At 42.7% G+C, this 21957-nt stretch carries 20 protein-coding genes and 3 tRNA genes; 12 read left to right on the forward strand and 11 right to left on the reverse strand.

The genetic code is table 11. The features are described 5' to 3' along the window. Window positions 1–148: 148 nt before the first annotated feature. The 3 genes from hda to L1070_RS09475 all read right to left on the reverse strand — a co-directional run bounded on the left by hda (window position 149) and on the right by L1070_RS09475 (window position 3174). Entirely contained in the window at window positions 149–859 is a 711-nt protein-coding gene (gene hda, locus L1070_RS09465; RefSeq protein WP_083330593.1) for a DnaA inactivator Hda, read from the reverse strand. Then, a complete protein-coding gene (locus L1070_RS09470) occupies window positions 856–1911 on the reverse strand; it encodes a DUF2066 domain-containing protein (protein WP_070986828.1) in 1056 nt (351 codons plus the stop codon). Before L1070_RS09470 ends, hda begins: the two co-directional genes overlap by 4 nt. Before the next feature lie 78 nt (window positions 1912–1989). Next, window positions 1990–3174 (reverse strand): GGDEF domain-containing protein, encoded by a 1185-nt coding sequence (locus L1070_RS09475; RefSeq protein WP_237125377.1) that lies wholly within the window; start codon window positions 3172–3174, stop codon window positions 1990–1992. A 179-nt stretch (window positions 3175–3353) separates the two neighbouring features. Here L1070_RS09475 and L1070_RS09480 point away from each other — a divergent pair, with 179 nt between their 5' ends. The 4 genes from L1070_RS09480 (at window position 3354) to gloA (ending at window position 8009) form a co-directional block, all read left to right on the forward strand. Beyond that, the gene (locus L1070_RS09480; RefSeq protein WP_237125378.1) at window positions 3354–4856 is read left to right on the forward strand and encodes an ethylbenzene dehydrogenase-related protein; all 1503 of its coding nucleotides are present in this window, start codon (window positions 3354–3356) and stop codon (window positions 4854–4856) included. Beyond that, window positions 4853–5521: a DUF1566 domain-containing protein gene (locus L1070_RS09485; RefSeq protein ID WP_237125379.1), complete on the forward strand. Its 669-nt coding sequence runs from the start codon at window positions 4853–4855 to the stop codon at window positions 5519–5521. The genes L1070_RS09480 and L1070_RS09485 overlap by 4 nt, the downstream gene beginning before the upstream one ends. A 15-nt stretch (window positions 5522–5536) precedes the next feature. Beyond that, window positions 5537–7498 carry a pre-peptidase C-terminal domain-containing protein gene (locus L1070_RS09490; RefSeq protein WP_237125380.1) on the forward strand — a complete coding sequence of 654 codons (1962 nt, stop codon included), beginning with the start codon at window positions 5537–5539 and terminating at the stop codon, window positions 7496–7498. A 70-nt stretch (window positions 7499–7568) separates the two neighbouring features. After that, window positions 7569–8009, forward strand: coding sequence for a lactoylglutathione lyase (gloA, locus tag L1070_RS09495; protein WP_237125381.1), 441 nt, complete (start codon window positions 7569–7571; stop codon window positions 8007–8009). 34 nt (window positions 8010–8043) lie between these two features. On the opposite strand, the gene L1070_RS09500 is transcribed toward gloA, so the two are convergent. From L1070_RS09500 to cysB, 4 genes are all read right to left on the reverse strand, one after another. Beyond that, on the reverse strand, window positions 8044–8784 hold the full coding sequence (locus tag L1070_RS09500; protein WP_237125382.1) for an ABC transporter substrate-binding protein: 741 nt from the start codon (window positions 8782–8784) through the stop codon (window positions 8044–8046). Between the two features lie 211 nt (window positions 8785–8995). Further along, complete coding sequence (locus L1070_RS09505) at window positions 8996–11794, reverse strand: collagenase (protein WP_237125383.1); 2799 nt, start codon at window positions 11792–11794, stop codon at window positions 8996–8998. 246 nt (window positions 11795–12040) lie between these two features. Further along, on the reverse strand, window positions 12041–13504 hold the full coding sequence (locus L1070_RS09510) for an amidohydrolase family protein (protein ID WP_237125384.1): 1464 nt from the start codon (window positions 13502–13504) through the stop codon (window positions 12041–12043). 130 nt (window positions 13505–13634) lie between these two features. Then, on the reverse strand, window positions 13635–14612 hold the full coding sequence (gene cysB, locus L1070_RS09515) for an HTH-type transcriptional regulator CysB (protein ID WP_070986819.1): 978 nt from the start codon (window positions 14610–14612) through the stop codon (window positions 13635–13637). Between the two features lie 289 nt (window positions 14613–14901). Here cysB and L1070_RS09520 point away from each other — a divergent pair, with 289 nt between their 5' ends. Further along, window positions 14902–15663, forward strand: coding sequence for a hypothetical protein (locus L1070_RS09520; RefSeq protein ID WP_237125385.1), 762 nt, complete (start codon window positions 14902–14904; stop codon window positions 15661–15663). A gap of 29 nt (window positions 15664–15692) precedes the next feature. Here L1070_RS09520 and L1070_RS09525 read toward each other — a convergent pair whose 3' ends face one another. Next, window positions 15693–16982: an NCS2 family permease gene (locus L1070_RS09525; protein WP_237125386.1), complete on the reverse strand. Its 1290-nt coding sequence runs from the start codon at window positions 16980–16982 to the stop codon at window positions 15693–15695. A gap of 119 nt (window positions 16983–17101) precedes the next feature. On the opposite strand from L1070_RS09525, the gene L1070_RS09530 reads away from it, so the two are divergent. The 3 genes from L1070_RS09530 to L1070_RS09540 all read left to right on the forward strand — a co-directional run bounded on the left by L1070_RS09530 (window position 17102) and on the right by L1070_RS09540 (window position 18626). Further along, window positions 17102–17551, forward strand: coding sequence for a sel1 repeat family protein (locus L1070_RS09530; protein WP_070986816.1), 450 nt, complete (start codon window positions 17102–17104; stop codon window positions 17549–17551). 166 nt (window positions 17552–17717) lie between these two features. After that, window positions 17718–18155: a SulA-like leucine-rich domain-containing protein gene (locus L1070_RS09535; RefSeq protein WP_237125387.1), complete on the forward strand. Its 438-nt coding sequence runs from the start codon at window positions 17718–17720 to the stop codon at window positions 18153–18155. A gap of 12 nt (window positions 18156–18167) precedes the next feature. Beyond that, window positions 18168–18626 carry a YchJ family protein gene (locus tag L1070_RS09540; protein WP_237125388.1) on the forward strand — a complete coding sequence of 153 codons (459 nt, stop codon included), beginning with the start codon at window positions 18168–18170 and terminating at the stop codon, window positions 18624–18626. Window positions 18627–18636: 10 nt separating this feature from the next. On the opposite strand, the gene L1070_RS09545 is transcribed toward L1070_RS09540, so the two are convergent. Further along, entirely contained in the window at window positions 18637–19158 is a 522-nt protein-coding gene (locus L1070_RS09545) for a VC2046/SO_2500 family protein (protein ID WP_237125389.1), read from the reverse strand. A 112-nt stretch (window positions 19159–19270) separates the two neighbouring features. Between L1070_RS09545 and L1070_RS09550 the strand changes: the two genes are divergently transcribed. The 3 genes from L1070_RS09550 (at window position 19271) to L1070_RS09560 (ending at window position 19564) form a co-directional block, all read left to right on the forward strand. Continuing rightward, window positions 19271–19355: transfer RNA gene (locus L1070_RS09550), tRNA-Tyr, on the forward strand. 21 nt (window positions 19356–19376) lie between these two features. Next, window positions 19377–19461: transfer RNA gene (locus tag L1070_RS09555), tRNA-Tyr, on the forward strand. Window positions 19462–19479: 18 nt separating this feature from the next. Further along, a tRNA-Tyr gene (locus L1070_RS09560) sits at window positions 19480–19564 on the forward strand. A gap of 6 nt (window positions 19565–19570) precedes the next feature. Here L1070_RS09560 and L1070_RS09565 read toward each other — a convergent pair. Beyond that, a complete protein-coding gene (locus tag L1070_RS09565; RefSeq protein ID WP_237125453.1) occupies window positions 19571–20242 on the reverse strand; it encodes a YgjP-like metallopeptidase domain-containing protein in 672 nt (223 codons plus the stop codon). A gap of 91 nt (window positions 20243–20333) precedes the next feature. Here L1070_RS09565 and L1070_RS09570 point away from each other — a divergent pair, with 91 nt between their 5' ends. After that, window positions 20334–21314 carry an ion channel gene (locus tag L1070_RS09570; RefSeq protein WP_237125390.1) on the forward strand — a complete coding sequence of 327 codons (981 nt, stop codon included), beginning with the start codon at window positions 20334–20336 and terminating at the stop codon, window positions 21312–21314. 15 nt (window positions 21315–21329) lie between these two features. On the opposite strand, the gene L1070_RS09575 is transcribed toward L1070_RS09570, so the two are convergent. Further along, the gene (locus L1070_RS09575; RefSeq protein WP_237125391.1) at window positions 21330–21956 is read right to left on the reverse strand and encodes an HD domain-containing protein; all 627 of its coding nucleotides are present in this window, start codon (window positions 21954–21956) and stop codon (window positions 21330–21332) included. Between the last annotated feature and the right edge of the window lies 1 nt (window position 21957).

Here is a 21957-nt window from a genome sequence, read left to right on the forward strand (position 1 = left end):
TTGTATTAATCGCGTATGATAACTGAAAGCAAGGACTAGATTCTAGCCCTAACTCGGGTTGAGTTTACTATTGTGGGTGAATATTTGTAAAAACTTGCATCTTTGGGATAAATCTACAAAAATTTTCGCCATTTTACTTGCAAGTTCATCACAATCGCAGCGTGGTTTTAATAAATGGAATGGTAAGCTTTCTTTGTGCTGCCATCGAGGCATGATCGAGTTTATCTAGTACATCGAGCAAGGCACGCATATCACGGCTCAATCGAGTGAGCAAAAAGCGTGCGCATTCATCGCTCAACTCTAAGCCCCGCATATTTGCACGTTTTACTAGAGCCTCGGCTTTATCATCATCGCTCATCGAGCGGATTTGAAATGTGGTTCCCCATGCCAAACGAGACTCAAGGTCTGGTAGATTTATGTTCAGCATGTTGGGCAACAGATCCGCGGTCACAACCAAGCACTTATTGGGTTCATTGAATCGATTGAAAAAGTTAAAGAGCGCCTTTTCCCAATGCTCAACACCTGCCACCAAATGTACATCATCGATACATACAACATCCAAAGACTCTAAACCATCTAAGACCGCTGGGCCAAAATCAATCACTTCTCTAAGACTTAATAAAATGGTCGACAACCCCATTTCCTGAGCATGGATACATGTGGCATAAAGCAAATGTGACTTGCCAGAATCCGCCAACCCACATAAATACGTATATTGGAAATCCTTGGCAAGATTTCTCAATGACGCTTTTAAATGGTTGACCTCTAATGACTGAGCGCCACCAAAGTAAGACTCAAATGTTTCGTCATCTGGGAGGGTCACAGGCAGCGCCATTTGCATGGGTTCGTTACTCATCACTGGCCTACCCAGCTATAGCGTAAATTCGAGGCGTTGGCGATTTGATAAAACGCATGCGGGTCAACATAAATGTTAAACGCTTGCTCTAAGTTCAATGATTTAACGAGATCGTCTAACGTCGAGCTATGTTGGATCTCAAACCTAACCACATCAGCAGAGCGGTACACAACATCCACATCCACCACTGTACTCAAACTGGTAAGTTGCCTTTTTGCCAACTCAATTGATGTGAAGGTCTTGAGATTATCAACAATCAAAGAAGTGGTTTGAGTCGCCAAAGAAACATTCGGGTCAATCGCGTAATTTTTTGCTAATGCTGATGAAAAGTCATTCACCATGGTGATGAGGATCTGCTGTTTATCGCCAACTAATTTGTTGACTTCAAACATTTGCGCATCGGTATAGCGCCACTCCAACTGCCAGCTGCTACTGTTACGCTGTTGGAACATACGTGCTGTGATAGCGCGCTCTGCGTTATATCTTTGCGATGCAAGCTCCACAGGCTCAGAGAAGTTTCCCCAAACCTCAGCAACGCTTACCTTGGCCAGGTCATCAAGGTCAAGTAATGGCACTATGACAGGCACACCCCACTCCGCTGCCGTATCGTAAATTAAACGTTCAAGCTGCGGATAACTGTCTTGGGTAACAAACTCACGGCGAAAATTGTCTTCAATAGCAAGCCAAATCGCGATCAGTGGTCGACGATTCCCCCAAAGTGGTAGCTGGGCATCTCTGACCAATTCTTCGACTTTGGTTGGCTCAAACTTTACGCGTATTTTAACCGTTCCATCTTGCGCATCTAAATATTCATACTTGAGCATATAGTCTGAGATAGAGCGCATTGCTTGTTTGATAAGCGTAGAGTCCCCACCTTCATGGCGACCTGTGAGTTTTTTTATTACGTTATACAACGCTTTTTTGCTGGCTTCGACTCGCGTGTCGCGACTTTTATCAGTGACATACAGCTCGCTTTGATACAAATCAGTCACTTCAACTGCAGGTGTATGAATCGACCATAAACAACAAAAAATAAACAGTATTCTCAATGCCATAACTTAAGCTACAGGAAATCTTTGTGGCTCGATCCTAAAGCAAAGCCAGACTAAAGCAAAGCCTTAAAAAGTTTACTGTTACTTTGACACCGAAAAAGAGATTTGTTTTTTCCCGTTATTCTTAGCTTGATAAAGCGCATCATCTGCTTGGTGTAAAATGGCTTCTGCACTAAAAGCCTGAGCATAGTTCCCGGTCACGCCAATGCTGCAACCACATCGAACCTGACTATTGTCAGGTACATCAACTGGCATAGAAACAGCTTTAAGCAACCTCTCACAAACTTGCTGTAATACCCCAAAGTGAAGTGGCTCAGTCATCAGCACCACAAACTCATCACCACCTAGGCGAGAAACGAGATCGTAACTTCTCACTTCTTCGACCAACCTTTTAGCGACCGTTTGTAAAACAATATCGCCAGCATGATGACCGTAATTGTCATTGATCGGCTTAAAATCATCTAGATCGATATACAAAACATAGATTTCTAGATTTGCACGCTGTGATTTTGCGGCCAGTCGAGATAACTCTTTAAACAAATATTTTCGATTAGCCAGACCCGTCAAATTATCGTGTAACGATTCATATTCCAGTTGCTGCTGCAACTGCTCACGTTTTTGCACCTCCTGACGAACTTCTTCAAGGCTTTTTTGTAGCTCTTGCGTACGCGCCTGTACTCTCTCTTCTAATTCTCTTTGATAGATTTGCAACGCTTCATTTGCTTCGAGTAAAGCACGTTGGTTATTGAAAGCATCTAATGCGGAAGAGATCACATGACTAATCGTAAAAAGTACATCAACAATCACACCTGAGTATTCTTGCTCATTACGATAGGACTGAATAATAAACGCACCAAGATAGGAGCTGCGATTAAGTAACGGAAAGCACAACCATTGTTTAGGCATCGTGCCTAGTACCTGTAGTTCTCCAGAATCAATAAGCTGCTGTATATCTTGCTCGGTAAAATTGCAAATTTTCCGTTGACTGATGGCATACCCTGTCAGCGTTTTTTCAACCACATTCAAATTGATGTCTTCTAGGTCTTCAGCCCTGATGTTGTCCATCACATCATGAAAATATGGGAAATGAAGCGTATCATCACGTCCAAACAAGACGACGTAAAAGTTATCCGCGTATGTGACTTTTTGCAATATACAATGAATATCCAGCAAGAAGCGTTGTATCGAATCACTCGTATTCAAACAAGCAACGATATCTGTCATGCTGTCAATAACGCTATCATTCGCTATTTTTGACACAGTCATCGCCCCCTCTAGTGAAGATGAAACGCCTAAAACTGATTATATTTGAGTATAGGATAGGATCTCGCATTCGCTAAGAACTCTAAAAAATACTTTGATAATTAATAGATTGTCATCCCCCCTTCACACTACGTAAATAAAATGTAGTATATGTTTACATTTATTTTACTCAGTGAAATTTCGTGCGACGTTCAATTTTTATCCTTTTACACACCGCTGCTATATTCGCAATTACGCTAAGCTTGCTATCTGGCTTTCGTATCGCAACATTAACTAAACCATACTTACTAACCATAGCAACGCTGTTTCCATCAGGGCAAGTCCATAACTTACACTTGCTATCAGCCAGTGTGCTATTGATTGTCAGTGTGTATTATTTATATTTTAGAATTAGCAGAGGCACCATTACCTCACAAAGCCGCTACCACCGTATGGTTACATGGTTTGGTTATATTAGTTTAACAGTATGTTTAGTAAGCGGATTACTAAATTATCTCGATATAACGCCCAAACAAGCTACGTCTTTACATTATTACAGTGCATTGGCCATTGTTGTTTATTTATTACTGCACAGTTGGGTGTATATGCTCCAATTTGGCCGTAAAGCCTTTAAGAAAATTCTGCTGATGAGCAATAAACACATTCCTTATGCCTTGCTTGCAGGGCTAAGCCTATGTACCACAGCCGTTTTTTTTATCATTAATGCGCTAACACACACATTGAATATTGCACCTATCTCGAACCAAGTCTTGATGGAGGTAGACGGCCTAGCCAATGAACCTCAGTGGCAACAAGCACATTCGTTTTTGATTGATACCGCCGGTGGAGCCAACTTTGACAATGGCCGTACGCAGGTGCAAATAAAGGCACTGAGTAATCAGCAGGAAACATTTTTTTTGTTTCGCTGGGCAGATCCAAGCAAGAGTTTGCGACACTTGCCTTTGACAAAAACATCACAGGGTTGGAAGGTCCAAGAGAACGGCTTTTATCAATTTGATGAGCAAAGTCACTATGAAGATAAATTCGCGGTGATGCTCTCAAACAGCTGTGATCTGGGTGCAGATGGCACCAGCTACTTAGGTAAAAAGCCCTTTGCCGATAAGCCAGCCAACTGGCATGGTAAGGGTTACCATGCCAGTTTAGATGGTAAAGTACGTGATCTGTGGCATTGGAAAGCCGTTCGTACCAACGATATGGTGCTAGCCGATGACAATTTTATCGGCCCACTGGCAACGCCTCTGAGTGGTCAACGTCGCTACAAGGCAGGCTACCAGACGGATGGTAAAGAAAGTGGCGCGTATGTGATGAATTGGTTGTGGTATTCACCTAATCAGGTTACCCCAAAAAGATTACCCACCCACGACGACAACAGTAACAAAGCGGTATTACCTTGGTTTGGTTCACGGCCCTACCACAAGTCAAAAGATACCTATCCCATAGGCACACAACTAAGTTCAGTACTTTATCGCTCCAATCGGTTCGAAGGCGATCGTGCCGACGTACGAGCTAAAGGCCATTGGCAAGACGGTTTTTGGACCTTGGAGTTGGTAAGAAAAAACCAGACTCAGTCTAAATATGATGTGCCGCTTAATAGCGATACGTGTATCTGGGTGTCAGCCTTTGATAGCAGCCAAATTGCCCACACTCGCCACCAGCGTGCAATCAAACTTAGGTATTTACTGTGATCAAAAGATTTTGCATTTCAGCACTCGTTGTTGTGATAGTGAGCATTTATGTTGTTTTTGACGATGTACAGATGGAACCCATCACACACCCAAGGTTTACAAAAATAACCGCGCAAGGTCAGCCATTGTCACCTTGGCAAGGTCCGTGGGCCTGTGTGTTGGATCACCAGAACAATCTGTTATGGGAAATAAAAACAGACGATGAGTCTATTCATGATGGCTACTGGACATACTCTTGGTATGACCAAGGTTTGGGCAAAGCTAATTTTGGTGACTGCTATTTTGAGTCTGCGCGTTGCGATACCCAAGACCTTATCCGCCATACCAATGAACAAACACTGTGCGGCCAAAAGAACTGGCGACTGCCAACCGAGCGTGAACTCGCCAGTTTAATACAACCGCCAGCACACCCTGGCCAGCCCTATATCGCCTATGACTATTTTACTCACATCAAAAAAGGTGATTACTGGACAAACCAAGCCAACGTCAAATTACAGCAACAATTTGCGCACCTAAAACAAGGTGCCAAAGCGGTGAACTTCCATAACGGTAAAGTTGTTACCTTACCCTACAGAAACGCCGCCTTTGTTATCTTAGTGAGTGATATCACTAAGGCTTACTCTCATGCGCAGCTAAGCAGTCGCGACACTTCAACTACACATTAATATAGGATCAAGGAAATGAGCACACGTATCGTGAGCCTTGCTGTCGGTTTAACCCTTACCGCCAGCGCCCATGCCGGTAGTCAATATCATAGACTGATCTGGGACCACAACCCCTCATCACAAGCGACTATTGGTTTCACCCCCAACGGGGGCAGTAATCATCACGTCAAATATGGTACATCAACTGATGAACAAAGTTGGACGGTGCAAAATGTGAGTACCACTCACACTTTTGACGGAGGTCTTGAAAGTCAGTTTGTAACACTGCAGAACCTCAGCGCAAATACCCCAGTTTATTATCGTGTTTGTGACAGCCAAGGCTGTTCACAGCCGCTGTGGTTTAAAACCGCGCCAGCTGATAACCAACCGTTTACAGCCATCGCTGGCGGTGACACTCGAACGGGTTGGACAACGCGTCGCCAAGGTAATCAGCTTATCGCAAAAATTCGCCCACTGTTCATCATGCATGGTGGCGACTACACCAATGCAAACTCCGTCTCAGAAATGAAAGAGTATCTGCAAGACTGGCAGCTAACCTTCTCAGACGATGTGATCGACGGTGTAAATTACCAACGTATTTACCCGTTTGTAGCCACCCATGGCAATCATGAAGACGATAACTATAAAACCCTATGCCAAGTTTTTGGTGTTGATTATAACCAAGATGGTGAATGTACCAGTTCAGACACCTATGGTGCTTTTAACGTCGGTACCTTGCTGCGTGTTTACACCCTAAACAGCCAGTATAAAAACAGCGGCTGGTCAAGCTATGCTACCGCTATGAACAACTGGTTAACGCAAGATCTTAGCAACAATGGTGATACAACCACTTGGCGTAGCGCGCAATACCACAAACCTATGTATCCGCACTACTCTGGTAAGTCTGACAATACCATTTTACATACTTGGTGGGCCGATGCATTTTATAACCATGCAATGAACCTAGTTGTTGAATCAGATACTCATATCAACAAACTCACCCAAGCATTACAGCCAACCAATAATGGCTTTAACGCGACTACCTCAGGCGGCACTGTTTACGTGGGTGAAGGCAGCTGGGGTGCACCTGCCCGCTCCGCCAACGACCCTAAGTCTTGGACGATTGATTTGGCAAGTATTCAGCAATTTAAAGTACTCACTGTCAGTACAGATAACTTATTGGTACGCACCGCACAATTTGACGCATCGGCCGACACACTGACGCGTGAACAGCGCGCAGCAGACCCTCTTGCGCTCCCTGCCAATATCAATTGGTGGCACGCAAATGAGATTGGGGAAGTGCTTACACTCAAACAAGCGAGTAATAAGTTAAGTGTTATCGATAATGGTTCGGGCCCAGTTGAGCCGCCTGAAGCTATCGCGTTACAAAATGGTGAAGCACTAACAGGGTTAAATGCCGCAAAAGACAACGAAACCCACTACGTACTTGATGTGCCAGAAAACACATCCAGCCTATCATTTACTACCTCAGGAGGCAGTGGTGATGCAGACCTATATGTTAAATTTGCCCAGCTTGCTACACAACAAGATTATGACTGCCGTCCATACGAAAATGGTAATGCTGAAAACTGCACTATCAATACCATTCAATCAGGTAAATACTATGTGATGTTGCACGCTTATGAGGCCTATTCTAACTTGAGTTTGGTAGCGAACTTCAATGTCGGCACAACACCGGGTAAACAACAGCAATGGCCCGACCAAAGTGCCAGTAAAGGCGAATGGTTATACTACACCTTTGAAGTACCTTCAGGCGCCAGCAGCCTAAATGTACAAACGAGCGGCGGCTCAGGTGATGCAGACTTATACATTAGATTTGCTCAGCAGCCTACAACTGCGAATTATGAGTGTCGCCCGTATGAAGATGGTAATGATGAACTTTGTAGCATCACTAACCCTCAATCGGGCGTATGGCATTTAGGTATAAAAGCATATCGAAGTTTCTCTGGTGTGTTGTTAAGCGCACAGGCTGAGTAATGAACTTTGCCCCTTGTTATTTAAGCAAATGACCATAAGTCTATAGCTTAATTGAAACAAGGGGCAATACATGGATTTTTTACACACTATGGTGCGTGTGAAAGACTTAGACGCATCACTTAACTTTTACTGTAACCTGTTGGGCTTGGTTGAAGTCAAGCGATATGACAGTGAGCAAGGCAGGTTCTCTTTAATTTTCTTGGCAGCACCAGGCCAACTAGAAGAAGCCAAAACCTCTCTTAAACCAACCATAGAACTGACTTATAACTGGGACCCTGAACAGTACACAGGTGGCAGAAACTTTGGTCATCTAGCCTTTGCAGTTGACGATATATACGCTATTTGCCAAACACTCCAACAAGCAGGAGTTGTGATCAATCGTCCTCCTCGTTGCGGGCACATGGCATTTGTTCGATCTCCTGATGGTATTTCTATTGAGCTGTTACAAAAAGGCAAAGCCTTAGAGCCACAAGAGCCTTGGGCTTCAATGGAAAATACAGGCAGTTGGTAATGACAAGTTGATGTTAAGCGACTCAATGACTCGCTTAGCTTTTTACACCTAGTGCTGTGTTTGTAATGTGATAGCGAATTAACAACTGTTGGAGCTGCTCTTTAAATTCGCTCTTTTGAAGTACCGTGTCTATTACATCAACAACATTACGCATATCTTTTGGTGCGAGTAATGCTCGACTGTATGATTCGTGGGGCTGATTTGACAAGTGCACGGCGTTTTCCCAGCGTTTGTTATTAGCCAATAAATAGTTCAGGGTAGCATTACTAATCACCGCAATTTCAATACGCTTCTTTACGAGCATTTCCAGCAACTGTAACTCAGTTCCCATCTCAAGTTGAGTTGCTTTATCTATTTTTACCACAGGTGCTACCTGAAAGTAGTGATAGCCCCTCACGCCACCAATGCTTTTACCATACAATGAAGCCTGACCTGAAAATTCGAACGGCGCTGAAATATTCGATACAAACTCGTCCCTATCTCTCATAAAAGGTTCAGACCACGCAAACTTTGTCTGTTGCTGATCCCGAAACCAAACTGGATTTACACCAATAATTAAACCATCTAAGGTGTTTTGCTCTATATCACGGTTAAGACGCTTGCGTGGCATATACTCAACTTTAAAGGAGTAGTGTGCTTGGTGATGATTAAGCAGCAACGCAAAGTCAAAGTACAACCCTTGTTCTTGCTCAACATCGGTAATATAGGGTGGCTTTAGGTGATAAGCATAAAGTGTCATCGTTTGCTTAGCAGATAACACTCCACTTGTGATCATCAAACAGCCCATGCCAAATAGGATGAGTGACCTTTTTAGGAGAAGAAATGTTTTGATAGGTTTACTCAATTACATAATGTACATGACTATAGTGTTAACCAGTGATTTACGCTTTGCAACCAGAATTATTACTCAGCAATATTATGATGATAAAAAGGCGGCTCAAAAAGGCCGCCCTGCCATTAGCTTATCACAAGTACCTAATCATCAATTAGTTACAACCACCTTCGTTATAGGTAACTTTTAGAGAAGCGGCTTGACTGTCTCCTGATATTTTCAAATAACCCCAATATTGAGACTGTGCACTAACACTAATGCACTCTGCATTACCTAGGTTATCTGATGTCGCATCCACATTGCTGCCATCTGGCCAGCCTGCATTGCTATATTCAAGCTTTAAGTCACCACTACCGTTGGCTGTCTCAATACGAACGGTGTCTTGTCCGCTGACATTTTCCAAACTAAACCACATCACAGATTGATCACCAAGGCAGATAAGCTCGCCTGCTGTAGCGCGTCCACCCGTTTTCGCAGCTTGTGTTTGACAAGCATCTGGTAGAGACGCTATAGGTGCATCGAAGTTCGCGACCAAAGACACATTATTAAAAGCATTGTAGCCTCTTATCATGACGTAGTATTGGCCTTCTTGAGGAGTTGCAAAGTCACACTGCTCAGAGTTGCCCCCCACGTACGGACGACAGTCATAACTGCTAAGTGTCGGCTCACTGCCATAACGAACATACAAATCCGCATCTCCGTCACCGCCTGAGATAGCAATGTTTAGATCACTCGCTCCTTGCGGTACATTCAGCACAAATAGCAGTTGCTCATCTTGCACACCATTAACAGTGACCGCCTGACCACGTTTTAACTGTGGCACGTTCTGTCCTTGTTCAATTTGTGCATTTGTACTGGCACTGCTTGAGAGGCCTTCTGAATCAGTAACAGTTAATGTCACAGTGTAATCGCCCTCGGCGTTATAGATATGCGTTGGGTTCGCTTGTTGGCTTTGATTACCATCGCCAAAGTCCCACAAGTAGCTTGCGATCGGGCCTTGCGCGTCACTGCTACCATTACTTGAGAAGGTCACAGGTTCACCAGCGACACCACTGTAAGGGCCATTAACTTCTGCCACAGGGGGTGTGATTACATCACCTGCCAGCTCTTGTGTCCATTGTGTAAACTCTGCATCATAAGCTACCTGCCAACCATTGAGTAATGACTTATAACCTGCCCAATCACCTACTCGGGTTTTGCCTAGCATCTTATCCACTTCATCGTTATGACGTTCAAACATAAAACGAACCGCAAGATAACCCCAACGGTAGATTCTATCTTGATCGAAACCGTCATAGGTAGTCGCAAAGACTTGCTGCAAATTATAAACTGAGCCATCCTTAATCGTGTCGATAGCGTCCTGATTATCATTGAGGTTAGCAATGTACTCTGCCACACCTTCGGTCCACCACACAATGTCTTCTGTTGGTGCATTGAAACCACCATACAAATCAAAGCGTCCGTCTAGATAGTGCACATATTCATGCTCTAAATTCCAAACATAGTGATCAGCTTTAGCATAGCTTGCTTCATAAGCTACGAAATTTGCCTGATTGTCGGTTTTGCTTGGATCCCCTTCTAAGTACATGCCACCATTGTTGGTATCAATATTAAAGATGACCTTGGCATATTTTTTATAGTCATTACTGCTATTAAAAATATTCACCTGTAAGAACGAGTTGTTGTCATCCGCTACAGGTGTTTGATTAGTCGCTAAGCGGGTGTGGAAACGGGTTTCTTCAGCTGCCATGGTGTCACATGCTGAAGAAAGCTGAACTGCTGTCATTTCCTGTGCTCTGATGCGAATCGTACTGCTACATTGATGAATCTGAGACAATACTTGCTGTGTCAAATTCTCTTCAAAGTTACAAATGTTAAACTCACTACAATGGCCAAAATACGATGCCACATCAGCAGCATTGAGCCACAATGAATCACCATACCCGTAGCTCTTGTAGGTAGAGAACAAAGTTTTCAGACCATTGGTAACCGCTTCATCGATATCACTTGGGCGATACTGGGTAAGCCTTGCTAATTCTCCTGCTGAGTTGGTAATCAAGAACTCAGAGTCTGAGCCTACCATCCAAGATTTTTGCGTAAAGGCAACTAAGGCACTCACCAAAGCACTATCAGTTTTAATTTTGGTTACATACTCACTATTCCATTGACCACGGAATAAGATGTTAAAGATACCATTTACCGCATTACGCATATTGCGGTTATTGGCGTAATTCTCATCAAAACGTAGCAACCACTGGCGCACTACATCGATATACTCGTGTTGTAGCTCAGCACTATCCATGGTCGTTATGACTTCCTGTAGTACCTTGCCGTGTTCGTCATTGTTGTCATAAAAGTGGCTGTTATTTACAAATGCATCAATGGCACTTTTAACGTTAAGTGCTACTTGGCTGTCAAATGTCACCGCGTCGTTATAAAACTCTACGTAAAAACCTGCGCGAATAAACAAAAACATCGCTTTTAGTTCATCACCACCTAAGCCTGTGTAGCTGGTTGCTAAAGTGCGTGCATGATCAGTGATGGTGTTCATTTTACTGCTGGTGAAGATTGCTACTTGATCACTGCTGCTCGCTGTGAATAGCTCATTCACACAATTGCTGCCTTGTGATTTAACTTGCTCAACCAGCTGGCTGCCTGAAGAATTTGCAAATGCACTTGCATCACAACTTAGCACCGTTTCTGATGCTTGTGATGTCATCACTTGTTGCAATTTTAGCTGAGGATTAATACGTGTCACATCCTGAAGCTGGGACGCAGCAACTGGTGCTCGTTCATCTACTTGTTCATGTTCATGACCATGGTGAATATGTTGCACTGATTGCTCTGTTTGAGGCTGTGTCGGCGCAGAACCTGAATGCTGTGCTGCGCTAACAGTCAAGTTTAGGCTCATCCCAAGCACAGGCAGAGCTAACGCTATTTTATTAAGTTTCATAATGTACCTTTGTATGTTGTGTATCCAAACCCATCACTTTTGATAACGGGCTTTTTAATTATTAACACCAAATACACAATGTATACAATATATTTTATATAACTTTAATGAATAACTCCGCGAATTTATATGTGTACAGTAAACATTGACACACATAAAATCACTTAAAATACTGATAATTAAAAATTTAAATGTAAATCATATTGAATGAAGAAAATAAATGAAATTTCTAAGATCTTGGGTTAGCTAGTTGGTGTAACAAGCTATCACAGCCAACTCCCTAAAATTAGAGTTGCTAGCAAGTGGATCGGCTGATAAGTGAACGAAGTTTGCGGTTTCACCTTCTTTTAAAGTGCCGAGGTTAGACCCTAAGTGTTCCGCTGCTGCTTTGGTAATAGCATTGAGTGACTGGGGCTTTGACAAACATTGATCTGGTAGCAAGACCCGTTCATGACGGGTATAGCAGCCTGGCGCATACTCCATAATTCGGCTACAGGCTTGCTCCGCAGCACGTAAGGGGCTCAAAGGTAAAATAGGAAACCCTGATTGCAAACATACATTATACCCTTGATCCATTAACTGCTGACAAGGCTGTAACATTGACTGTCCGTGATAACTTTTCACCCAGTCATAGCCGCAATAGCCAACCTCTCCAATGTTAATGGCTATTGAGCGATTAGCCGCAGGCTCGACTTTTGTATACTGCTCACTTAAACAAGCTAGACTGTTTAACTCTTGTAACCAACTATTTCTTGGTTCCATTATGCTTATTGCTGAATTTGTTTTTTGATATAGATTAAGCAACTTGCGAGCAAATGGGTGAGTATCAATCGTGCCCATATGGGTGATACCCAACGAATACGCACGTGCTACAATTTCATCAATTTGTATAAACACACTTTTTAATTGGCGTTTAAGCTGCCTAGCTGGCAAGGCTTCGACCAACCACACTAACTGTTCGTTAATTAAACCATTTTGACGACGTACCAAATCAAAAAACATTGCTTTTGATGCAAAGGGGTTCGCATCATGATGCTGCAAATAGCTATATATTTTCTCTAGTGCGGCTTCATTCACGTATGCAATGGCACTGGTGGCATCCAAGATAGCAACCGGTCTATCGATACACACTTGCTGCACCAGTTGAAAAACATCATCCTGGCTCGTTTGTGCGCTCTCATCCAGTAACACACTGTAAAGCCCGTAACCTAGCAGCCAATCCTCAGCTGATAAACCTTTGTCAAGATACAGTAATGCGCGCGCAATATAATTTAACCCGTAATTGGGCATCAATTTTTGCCAACCACAGTCAAAGCCAAATGGTCCAATATGCGACCACTGTTGCAGTATCGCACTGAGAATTAAGTTAATATTCGGCTCTATAAACCCAGGGCACAGGCTCTGTTCTTCACCCAAGTATTGGTAACGAACACTCATATCTAGACGAGTAATATATTGCTCAATTTCATGCTGGCTGCCCAAAATAACTACTTTGTTGTTGCTCACCAACATCGCCTCTACAGTTTCAACCGTGGGACAAAACTGTGTATAGATTTTTCCTAGAAAGACTTGATTATGTGCAACCGGAGCAGATGTTTGGTTACTCGCCGGCTCAGGAATCAATGAGAACTCAGACAGCCTATCGAGTAAGCTGTCAAAAAATATATGGTTAAGAGAAAAGCGAGCGCTTGGTTGAGACAATCCTTCCACAGTATGTATCCAACAGGTAACACACATTAAACGTTAGACTAATCCCAAAAAACTGCCATTACTGTTCATTACAGCAGTTGAAAAACAACGTTGCGCACAGTCATTGAATCCATGCGCAACAACTAGGAGATCACTTGATAGGTAACGGAATATCTGCAAATAACGCGTCTACATCATCCTGATTACGCAGCAAACTGGCTTTTTCAACTAAGTCTTTGCTCAAGTGTGGCGCAAAACGTTCAATGAAGTCATACATGTAACCTCGCAAAAAGCTACCCTTTCTGAAGCCAATTTTAGTCGTACTGGCTTCAAATAAATGACTCGCATCGATACAAACAAGGTCCTTATCAGCCACACTATCAATAGCCATCGATGCCAACACCCCAACTCCAAGGCCCAAGCGCACATAGGTTTTTATGACGTCAGCATCAGTGGCAGTAAACACAATGTGAGGCTCTAAGCCATGCGCGTTAAACGCTTTATCTAATTCAGAGCGGCCAGTGAAACCAAACACATAGGTAATGAGCGGGTATTTTGCTACATCATGTACAGTCAGATTATGTGCTTTTTGAGCAAGTGGATGATCCTTAGCAACTACGATTGAGCGATTCCAGTGATAGCAAGGTAACATCACTAAATCTGAGTATAAATGCAGTGCCTCTGTAGCGATAGCAAAATCAGCATCGCCTCTTGCCGCCGCGTCAGATATTTGTTGTGGGGTGCCTTGGTGCATATGAAGAGAAACCGCAGGATACTTCTTCATAAAACCCTGGATAACACCCGGCAACGCATACCTAGCCTGGGTATGGGTAGTCGCAATGTTCAACTTACCTTGATCGGGCAATGTATGTTCGTTTGCAACCGCCTTGATGCCTTCGACCTTAGATAAGATCTCACGCGCTATATTTATGATCTCATTGCCCGCATTAGTGACATGAGTTAAATGCTTACCACTTCGACCAAAAATTTGTACGCCAAGTTCATCTTCCAGCATTCTAACTTGTTTTGATATGCCCGGTTGAGAAGTATAAAGGCTTTCAGCAGTGGCTGACACATTCAGATTATGGTTTAAAACTTCTACAATATATCTAAGTTGTTGTAATTTCATAGCTTATTTTTTCTTTTTAGTTTTTACAAGGCAATGAACACGGCGCGCTATTAAATGGTATATGCTTGAGACAAAGCCAATCTTCCTAAGGCTAGCATAATTACATCTATGGAGATAGCTCTAGACATATCTGTTTGTTTATCAGATAAAACCTTGTCTTGGTCTATAATGATAAATAATGATTTTCAAATTATTTTTCATACAACTGAACGGAAAACTGTTCAGAATGCAATTAATTGATGTAAGATAAAAATTCATCTTTTGATTCGTGGTCTAAGAGAAATTTGTTATGTTCGTTTCTATTATAATTATGCTAATTGTTGCACTGATCGTTATTGCGGTTTGGGTTAGTGCCGTACAACAGCATAGAGAAAAACAAGAAGCTGAGCGTAGAAAGGAATTAGCAAAACAGAAAAAGATTATTGAGGAATCTGAGGACATCATCGTAAATAGCTCTAACATTCCTATGTCAGATCTCATTTTGCGGGTTCTACAACGCAGAGTTTTCGACGCACTCACCACCATGGTTGAGCTTTCTCCAACAAATAAAGAATTGAAAAACCGTCTGAATGAAGCCAAAGAGCGCTTAAGCTCCTCAATTAACCCAGAGTCACAGGTTGATGGTTTAAGCTTACCTGATGCTGACAAACAATTGATCGCTCTGGTGCAAGGTATAAAGCGTCTGCGTCACGTACTTCGTACGGAGCACTCTAAAGGTAAGGTTGATACACAACTATTCGTTGCCGAAGATAGACGACTGGAAAAGTTACAACTGCGTATTAATGTAGAAAGTCAGATCAAACGCGGCGTATCTGCTAGAACCGCTAACATGGTTGGTTCGGCGCGCCAATATTTTGAAAAGGCATATGCGACTATCAACTCTGTAAGCTATACAGATGAATACGTTGAAGAGAAAAAAGCACAGCTCACAACCTATCTGGATGAGATAAGTACCGAACTTAAGGCATCCAATGCGTCTGCGGTTAAAAAGAAAAAAGAAAGAGAAAAAGACGATCTCGACGTCCTATTTGCACCTAAGAAAAAGTGGTAATCAATACCACTTTTTCATTGATACCTAACCTACTCTATCGCGAATTTAAATATAAATAATGCCGTCAATAGCCACACACTAAACGTGATTTCATGCGACTTGTGGCAAACAACTTTAACCGCGGTGTAAGCTATAAAACCCAGTGCAATACCGTGGGCGATAGAAAACGTCAGTGGTGTCATCAGCAAAACCACGCTGACCGGAATGGCGTCACTCATATCATCCCAATTCACCGACTTAAGATTTTGCAACATCAACACTGCAACATATAAAATCGCTCCCGCCGTCGCATAGGCCGGCACCATTTTTGCCAGCGGTGCAAAAAACATCATCAGTAGAAAGCACACCCCAACCGTGACAGCTGTTAACCCTGTTTTTCCTCCCACTGAAACACCAGAGACTGACTCTATGTAAGATGTCGTCGTCGAGGTCCCAAGCATTGAGCCTGCAATCGTCGCAGTGCTGTCTGCAGATAGCGCGCGGCCCATTCTTGGCATACGACCCTGTTTGTCTGCCAGACCCGCCTTGTGTGTCACTGCAACCAATGTGCCTGACGTATCAAACAAGTCAACGAACAAAAACGCAAACACCACACTGAGCATAGATAACTCCAATGCGCTGGCAACATCCAGTTGCATCATAGTTGGTACAACACTCGGTGGGGCAGATATCACCCCCTGATATGACACCAACCCCATGCTTAATGCTATTGCAGTGACAACGAATATGCTGATCAACACTCCACTTTTCACCTCTCTGAACATCAGAGCAGCGATAATAAAAAAGCTCAATATTGCCAGCAATGGGCCCGCCTGAGTAATGTCTCCAAGCTGTACCAAAGTGGCCGGACTGGCGATAATAATACCAGCATTTTTCAATGCAATAAGCGCTAAAAATGCGCCAATTCCTGTTGCAATAGCCTGTTTTAAGACCAAAGGAATGGCCTGAATCACCCACTCTCGTATTTTAAAAATACTGAGCAATAAGAATAGACACCCAGATAAAAAGACCGCTCCCAATGCAGATTGCCAACTGTGCCCCATGCCAAGCACCACACCATAGGTGAAAAATGCGTTCAGCCCCATTCCCGGTGCCAGTGCCAGTGGGTAGTTGGCCCAAAAGCCCATAATAAAACAGCCAATGGCTGCCGCGACACAGGTTGCGACAAATGCTGCGCCAAGGTCTATCCCCGCTTCGGCTAACATCGGTGGGTTTACAAAGATGATATAGACCATAGTTACAAATGTGGTTAACCCAGCAACTATCTCTGTTTTCACACTAGAGCCTTGCTGGCGTATATTGAATAACCGTTCTAACATAGTTAAGGTTTTAAATTGGAAACAAGTGTTTGGATTTTAACATAAACTACTGGTTTATTCGGACAAATTAGTTAGAATTCAGCTACACTTGCTAATGGGCTTATTATTGCGGTTATACTATGGAACGAGATCAATTCGAAAATTCAGCAAGCCAAGATTTAGAGCAGCAGCTGCTTAATGTATTGGACTTTGTAACTTCTCCGATTAGCAGTGACGCCCAGTTACCCCAGGACAATGATCCTCAAATCGCTTTTAAAAAAGGCTTGTATTATCTCAAAGAGCAAGCATTTCCGCTTGCTGCGAAGTGGTTCCGTATGTCTGCTATGTCTGGCAATTATAAAGCGCAGTTTTACCTTGGCTTACTCTTTGTTAAAGGACAAGGGGTGCCACAAAGCCCCTTCCATGCGATGGCTTGGTTGGTGCTCGCACAAAGTCAGGGTATGGAGGCCGCCAGTGCTATGATAGAACAACTAAAGCCGCACTTAACTACCAAGCGCATTAAAGATGCGCACTGTTATGCCGCAACACTGTACGAACAAATACATCAGTTAACCTTTATCCAGTCGTAATCTAGCCACTTTTTTATATTAAATTTCATAGACTTGACAAGCATTCATGCACTTTTCCTCACCCATAGCTGTATATTTGTATAAAAAAGTGACAATTTTCGCTTGCATCTAATTACTGTATAAACTACTGTATACAAATACTGTATATAACACCAGTGAGTTGATTATGTTGCAAACAAGTTCAGTTTTAGAAATTACTTCAGGTTTACCAAAGTCACCGGTAAGTAATGTCCATCATGTGACAACAGAAGATGATATTTGTGCAAGTTTAGCATTACTCAAAATTGTTCATCAATGTAATCAAAAACAAGGGTGGACACTGTTAATCGCGCCCGATAATGTACCAAATAAAGCAATGATAGATAGCTGCTCTGTTGATACCAAGAAATTATTAGTGATTAGAAGAAAGCATATTGTCGATTTAAGCTACGTTTTATCTTCTGCGCTAAACAATGGTAATTTTGCAGCCGTGATCACTTGGACGGACGTTCTCAGTGCCAATGAACTAAGTAGGATGAATTTACCCAACACGAACACTGAAATTTTCTGTTTTTCTCATACTAAGCAACCAGAAAAGTGTACAATGCCTGCATTTATGTCTTAATGTGTATCAGTGATGTGTTATTGCTCAAGTGAAGCGCCTTTCCAACAATGTTGCGAACCTTTTATTTCAGGAGCACAAACTCCTAAAACAGCAGAACAGCTTATGCGCTCGCGCTATAGCGCATATGTGGTAAAAAATGCTCAATACATAAGAGCAACTTACGCTCAAGAAGAACAAAAGCATCATAGTGTTGAAGATATTTTGGCATTTGCCGATGTCGTTGACTTTATTAAGTTAGAGGTATTATCGGTTGGTGATACAAATGATGGCAGCTTTGTTGAGTTTCAAGCTACATATATTGCAGACAACAAAGCCTGTGCGCTTCATGAGTTGTCAAATTTTATTTTAGAAGACGGTTTATGGAAGTATTTAGACGGCCACATTTATCAGACACCTGAAATTAAACTGGGTAGAAATGACATGTGCCCTTGTGGCAGTGGTAAAAAGTTTAAAAAGTGCCATAGCACCTGATAGACATTACTTAAGCGGTGAGCTGCAACGCACTTTGCATCTGTCCGCTAGCAAGCTGATCGTAAAAGCCCGCTGCATTCATAGCGGGTTTTTCTTCTATTGAAGTGCCACTTTTAATTGATTCCAAGCGCTTCCTTACCGCTATTTCACAATTATCCACTACCTCTAGTGGAATATGCGTTTTGTCATTGCGTATTGCCAACGGCTCTGGCGACAGGCACTGTTGCAGTTTTAAAGTTGTTAAACTGCTTTGTGCTAATCGCGACGCATTGTTTTGACCTATCAACATATCGTATGTTTCTGGTGCCAGTGCTTGCTGAGGGCCAATTTGTAGTTCCTTCTTAAGTGCTAACTCACTCAGATCAGCTTCATTCAGTTCTGACTCTGGTAAATGAAATTGACTAAATTCTAAGGCGTCTTGAGAAAGCATTGCCAGTAACATGGAAAAATCAGCACGACGGTGCTCGGTCACACTCACCGAAAGTGCGTTACCAAGTTGGTCTTCTCTGGTTAATACCACATCAAATTGCATAGAGTTTCGCCAATTAATTACTGAACTAGACTTTTATCGGCATTTTTTTAAATTTCTTTAGCAGTTTTCTTTACTTAATAAAAAACTTTGATATTATCACCGCCGTTGTTTAGGAGGGGTTCCCGAGCGGCCAAAGGGATCAGACTGTAAATCTGACGGCACTGCCTTCGCTGGTTCGAATCCAGCCCCCTCCACCATCAACAACACAAATACAATTTGGAGGGGTTCCCGAGCGGCCAAAGGGATCAGACTGTAAATCTGACGGCACTGCCTTCGCTGGTTCGAATCCAGCCCCCTCCACCAAATTGTATGCTCCACTGAGGAGGGGTTCCCGAGCGGCCAAAGGGATCAGACTGTAAATCTGACGGCACTGCCTTCGCTGGTTCGAATCCAGCCCCCTCCACCATCTCTTTTATTCTTTAGCTATAAATAACTGCTTAGCATTTTCTCTAAACCATTTTACCGCTTGTTTATAATCTCGGTCATATTTACCGACAAGCTGCCAAAACGCCTTGTTATGCGATAAAACATGACAGTGCGCTAACTCATGCACCATCACATAATCAATCATTCTCTTTGGCGCACCAGCGAGCAACACGTTGAATGTAAGTGCGTACTGACTCGAACAACTTCCCCAACGGCTTTTATACTCTCTGAATTTTACAGTTGCTACAGGCGCATTCATTTGTGTACTAAAGTGATGTAATTTGCTATCTACGTACTGTTCAAGCTCAACTGCCAGCAACTTTATGAGCTGAGCTCTGATTGATTTGACTGAAGAGCGTGTGGAGGTTTTGATAACAACCTGCTTTTTTTGATGATCAATATAATTACAAGTGCCAAATAAAAACTCAAACGCTTCACCAAAGATCATTACCTTATTGCTCTGCCAAGGTATTTGTATTTGTACACCAATCGCGAGTCTTGTTTGTTGAGCTTCTACCCAAGACTTTTTAGTGCTTAACCACCGCTCAACTTCCGTGATACATGCACCATATGGCGCATACACATGAACGCCTGTATCCGTAACCTTTAATGCAACTGTCTTACGTCTTTTGCTGAGTTTTAGCTGATATTCAAACATCTTCAATTAAAAAAAGTTTTCTTGCAGTCATTCTACCGCGCCAATTAGCTGCTAATCTATAAAAATAAATGGCTAAAGAGATCAGATATCTATGAGTGATAAACCATGTTGTCAATATAAATCACCCGACGGTCATAAATGCCAAGAGATTGATATGGGTTCAGGACTTTGTTTTTGGCACGATGCTAAATTTGACAAAAGTGGCTTAGAGCTTACTCAAAAACTAGAGCGCTACGCCAAACGTGGCGGTCTACTGCATGGCTTAGAGTTAAAGCGCGCAAACCTCGAAGGGCTTAATTTAGTGAAGTTTGGTGATCACAATGGCTATGATTTGTCGTACAGCAACTTTTATCGCGCAAATTTACAAGGTGCTCACCTGTTTAATAATACATTTTGCCATGCTTCTTTAATGAAAGCAGATTTAAGAGAGGCTAATCTACATTGCTGCCACCTTGAGGGCACAAACCTGCTGGGAATTAAACTCAATAATACCCGTATCGACAACCTATATTTAGGTGACAAGCTATTACAAGAGCAACAAGCCTTTAACGCTTTAAAAGAAAAACGTATTGATGACGCTAATGACTTATTTTTACAGTCTGAGGAAATATATCGTTCACTCAGAAAAGGCGCTGAGCAACAAGGTTTATTTGAAATGGCTGGCAAATTCACCTATCAAGAACTACGGATGCGCCACCAGCAATACCCTAAGTTTTCACAAAGGCGCATTGTTTCTAGTTTTATCAATTTACTCTGCGGCTATGGAGAAAAACCAGAAAACGTCATCCGTTTCAGTTTAACGATGATCGTATTTTGTGCATTAATGTACTTTATATTCGGCGTAACCTACGACGAGCAACGCCTACAGTTAGACTTTGCCAACAGCTTCTCTGACAATATCGGCGCTCTGCTGAACAGCTTCTATTTCAGCGTTGTGACATTTACGACATTAGGGTATGGAGATATCACACCCATTGGGTTCTCGCGATTTATTGCCGCCGTTGAGGCCTTTACCGGCAGCTTCTCGTTAGCCCTATTCGTGGTTGTGTTTGTAAAGCGCATGACTCGATGACATACATATAACGAATTAGGCAATCTCTTGTTTTAACTGCTCTAAGAATGCACGCATGAAGTCAGTTCGTTTACGCGCTTCCTCTTTGGCTGAAGGAGTATGCATTTGCTCAGCAATATGTAGCAGTTTAATAAAAAAGTGATCTAGCGTATAACGCATATCATCCGCTTCACGGCGCTCACAAAATGGATCTTCGGGATGATATAAGTGGCGAGCAATGGCCCCTCCTACTTTCATACAACGGCTCACACCGATTGCGCCTAACGCATCCATTCTATCCGCATCTTGAACAATTTTAGCCTCTAAGGTTTCAGGCGTGACATTGGCGCTAAAGCTATGAGCTACGATTGCGTGATGAATCGCATTGAGTTTAGACTCATCATAACCAACTGACTGAAGAAACGTCACAGCTTTGTCCGCTGCCATTTTTGAGGCTTTCGCTCTATCAGGATGATTTTTAGCTACGGCAACACAGTCATGTAGCCATGCAGCCGGTAACACTACAGCCAAATCTGCCTGCTCTTGCTCAGCGAGCTGCTTGGCAGTTTTAACCACTCTTTCAACATGCGTTAAATCATGGGCCGTATCAGCAAAGACGCTGTTTAACATAAAGCTTTTACATGCCTGTTCAATGTTATGCATT

Source organism: Pseudoalteromonas sp. MMG022 (assembly GCF_021654245.1).
Lineage (GTDB): Bacteria > Pseudomonadota > Gammaproteobacteria > Enterobacterales > Alteromonadaceae > Pseudoalteromonas > Pseudoalteromonas amylolytica.

Excerpts from the sequence above, each read along its gene's own strand:
- L1070_RS09470 (WP_070986828.1), bottom strand. The coding sequence starts at position 1,911 with ATGGCATTGAGAATACTGTTTATTTTTTGTTGTTTATGGTCGATTCAT.
- L1070_RS09475 (WP_237125377.1), bottom strand. The coding sequence starts at position 3,174 with ATGACTGTGTCAAAAATAGCGAATGATAGCGTTATTGACAGCATGACA.
- L1070_RS09490 (WP_237125380.1), top strand. The coding sequence starts at position 5,537 with ATGAGCACACGTATCGTGAGCCTTGCTGTCGGTTTAACCCTTACCGCC.
- gloA (WP_237125381.1), top strand. The coding sequence starts at position 7,569 with ATGGATTTTTTACACACTATGGTGCGTGTGAAAGACTTAGACGCATCA.
- L1070_RS09500 (WP_237125382.1), bottom strand. The coding sequence starts at position 8,784 with ATGATCACAAGTGGAGTGTTATCTGCTAAGCAAACGATGACACTTTAT.
- L1070_RS09505 (WP_237125383.1), bottom strand. The coding sequence starts at position 11,794 with ATGAAACTTAATAAAATAGCGTTAGCTCTGCCTGTGCTTGGGATGAGC.
- cysB (WP_070986819.1), bottom strand. The coding sequence starts at position 14,612 with ATGAAATTACAACAACTTAGATATATTGTAGAAGTTTTAAACCATAAT.
- L1070_RS09520 (WP_237125385.1), top strand. The coding sequence starts at position 14,902 with ATGTTCGTTTCTATTATAATTATGCTAATTGTTGCACTGATCGTTATT.
- L1070_RS09525 (WP_237125386.1), bottom strand. The coding sequence starts at position 16,982 with ATGTTAGAACGGTTATTCAATATACGCCAGCAAGGCTCTAGTGTGAAA.
- L1070_RS09530 (WP_070986816.1), top strand. The coding sequence starts at position 17,102 with ATGGAACGAGATCAATTCGAAAATTCAGCAAGCCAAGATTTAGAGCAG.
- L1070_RS09535 (WP_237125387.1), top strand. The coding sequence starts at position 17,718 with ATGTTGCAAACAAGTTCAGTTTTAGAAATTACTTCAGGTTTACCAAAG.
- L1070_RS09540 (WP_237125388.1), top strand. The coding sequence starts at position 18,168 with ATGTGTTATTGCTCAAGTGAAGCGCCTTTCCAACAATGTTGCGAACCT.
- L1070_RS09545 (WP_237125389.1), bottom strand. The coding sequence starts at position 19,158 with ATGCAATTTGATGTGGTATTAACCAGAGAAGACCAACTTGGTAACGCA.
- L1070_RS09565 (WP_237125453.1), bottom strand. The coding sequence starts at position 20,242 with ATGTTTGAATATCAGCTAAAACTCAGCAAAAGACGTAAGACAGTTGCA.
- L1070_RS09570 (WP_237125390.1), top strand. The coding sequence starts at position 20,334 with ATGAGTGATAAACCATGTTGTCAATATAAATCACCCGACGGTCATAAA.
- L1070_RS09575 (WP_237125391.1), bottom strand. The coding sequence starts at position 21,956 with ATGCATAACATTGAACAGGCATGTAAAAGCTTTATGTTAAACAGCGTC.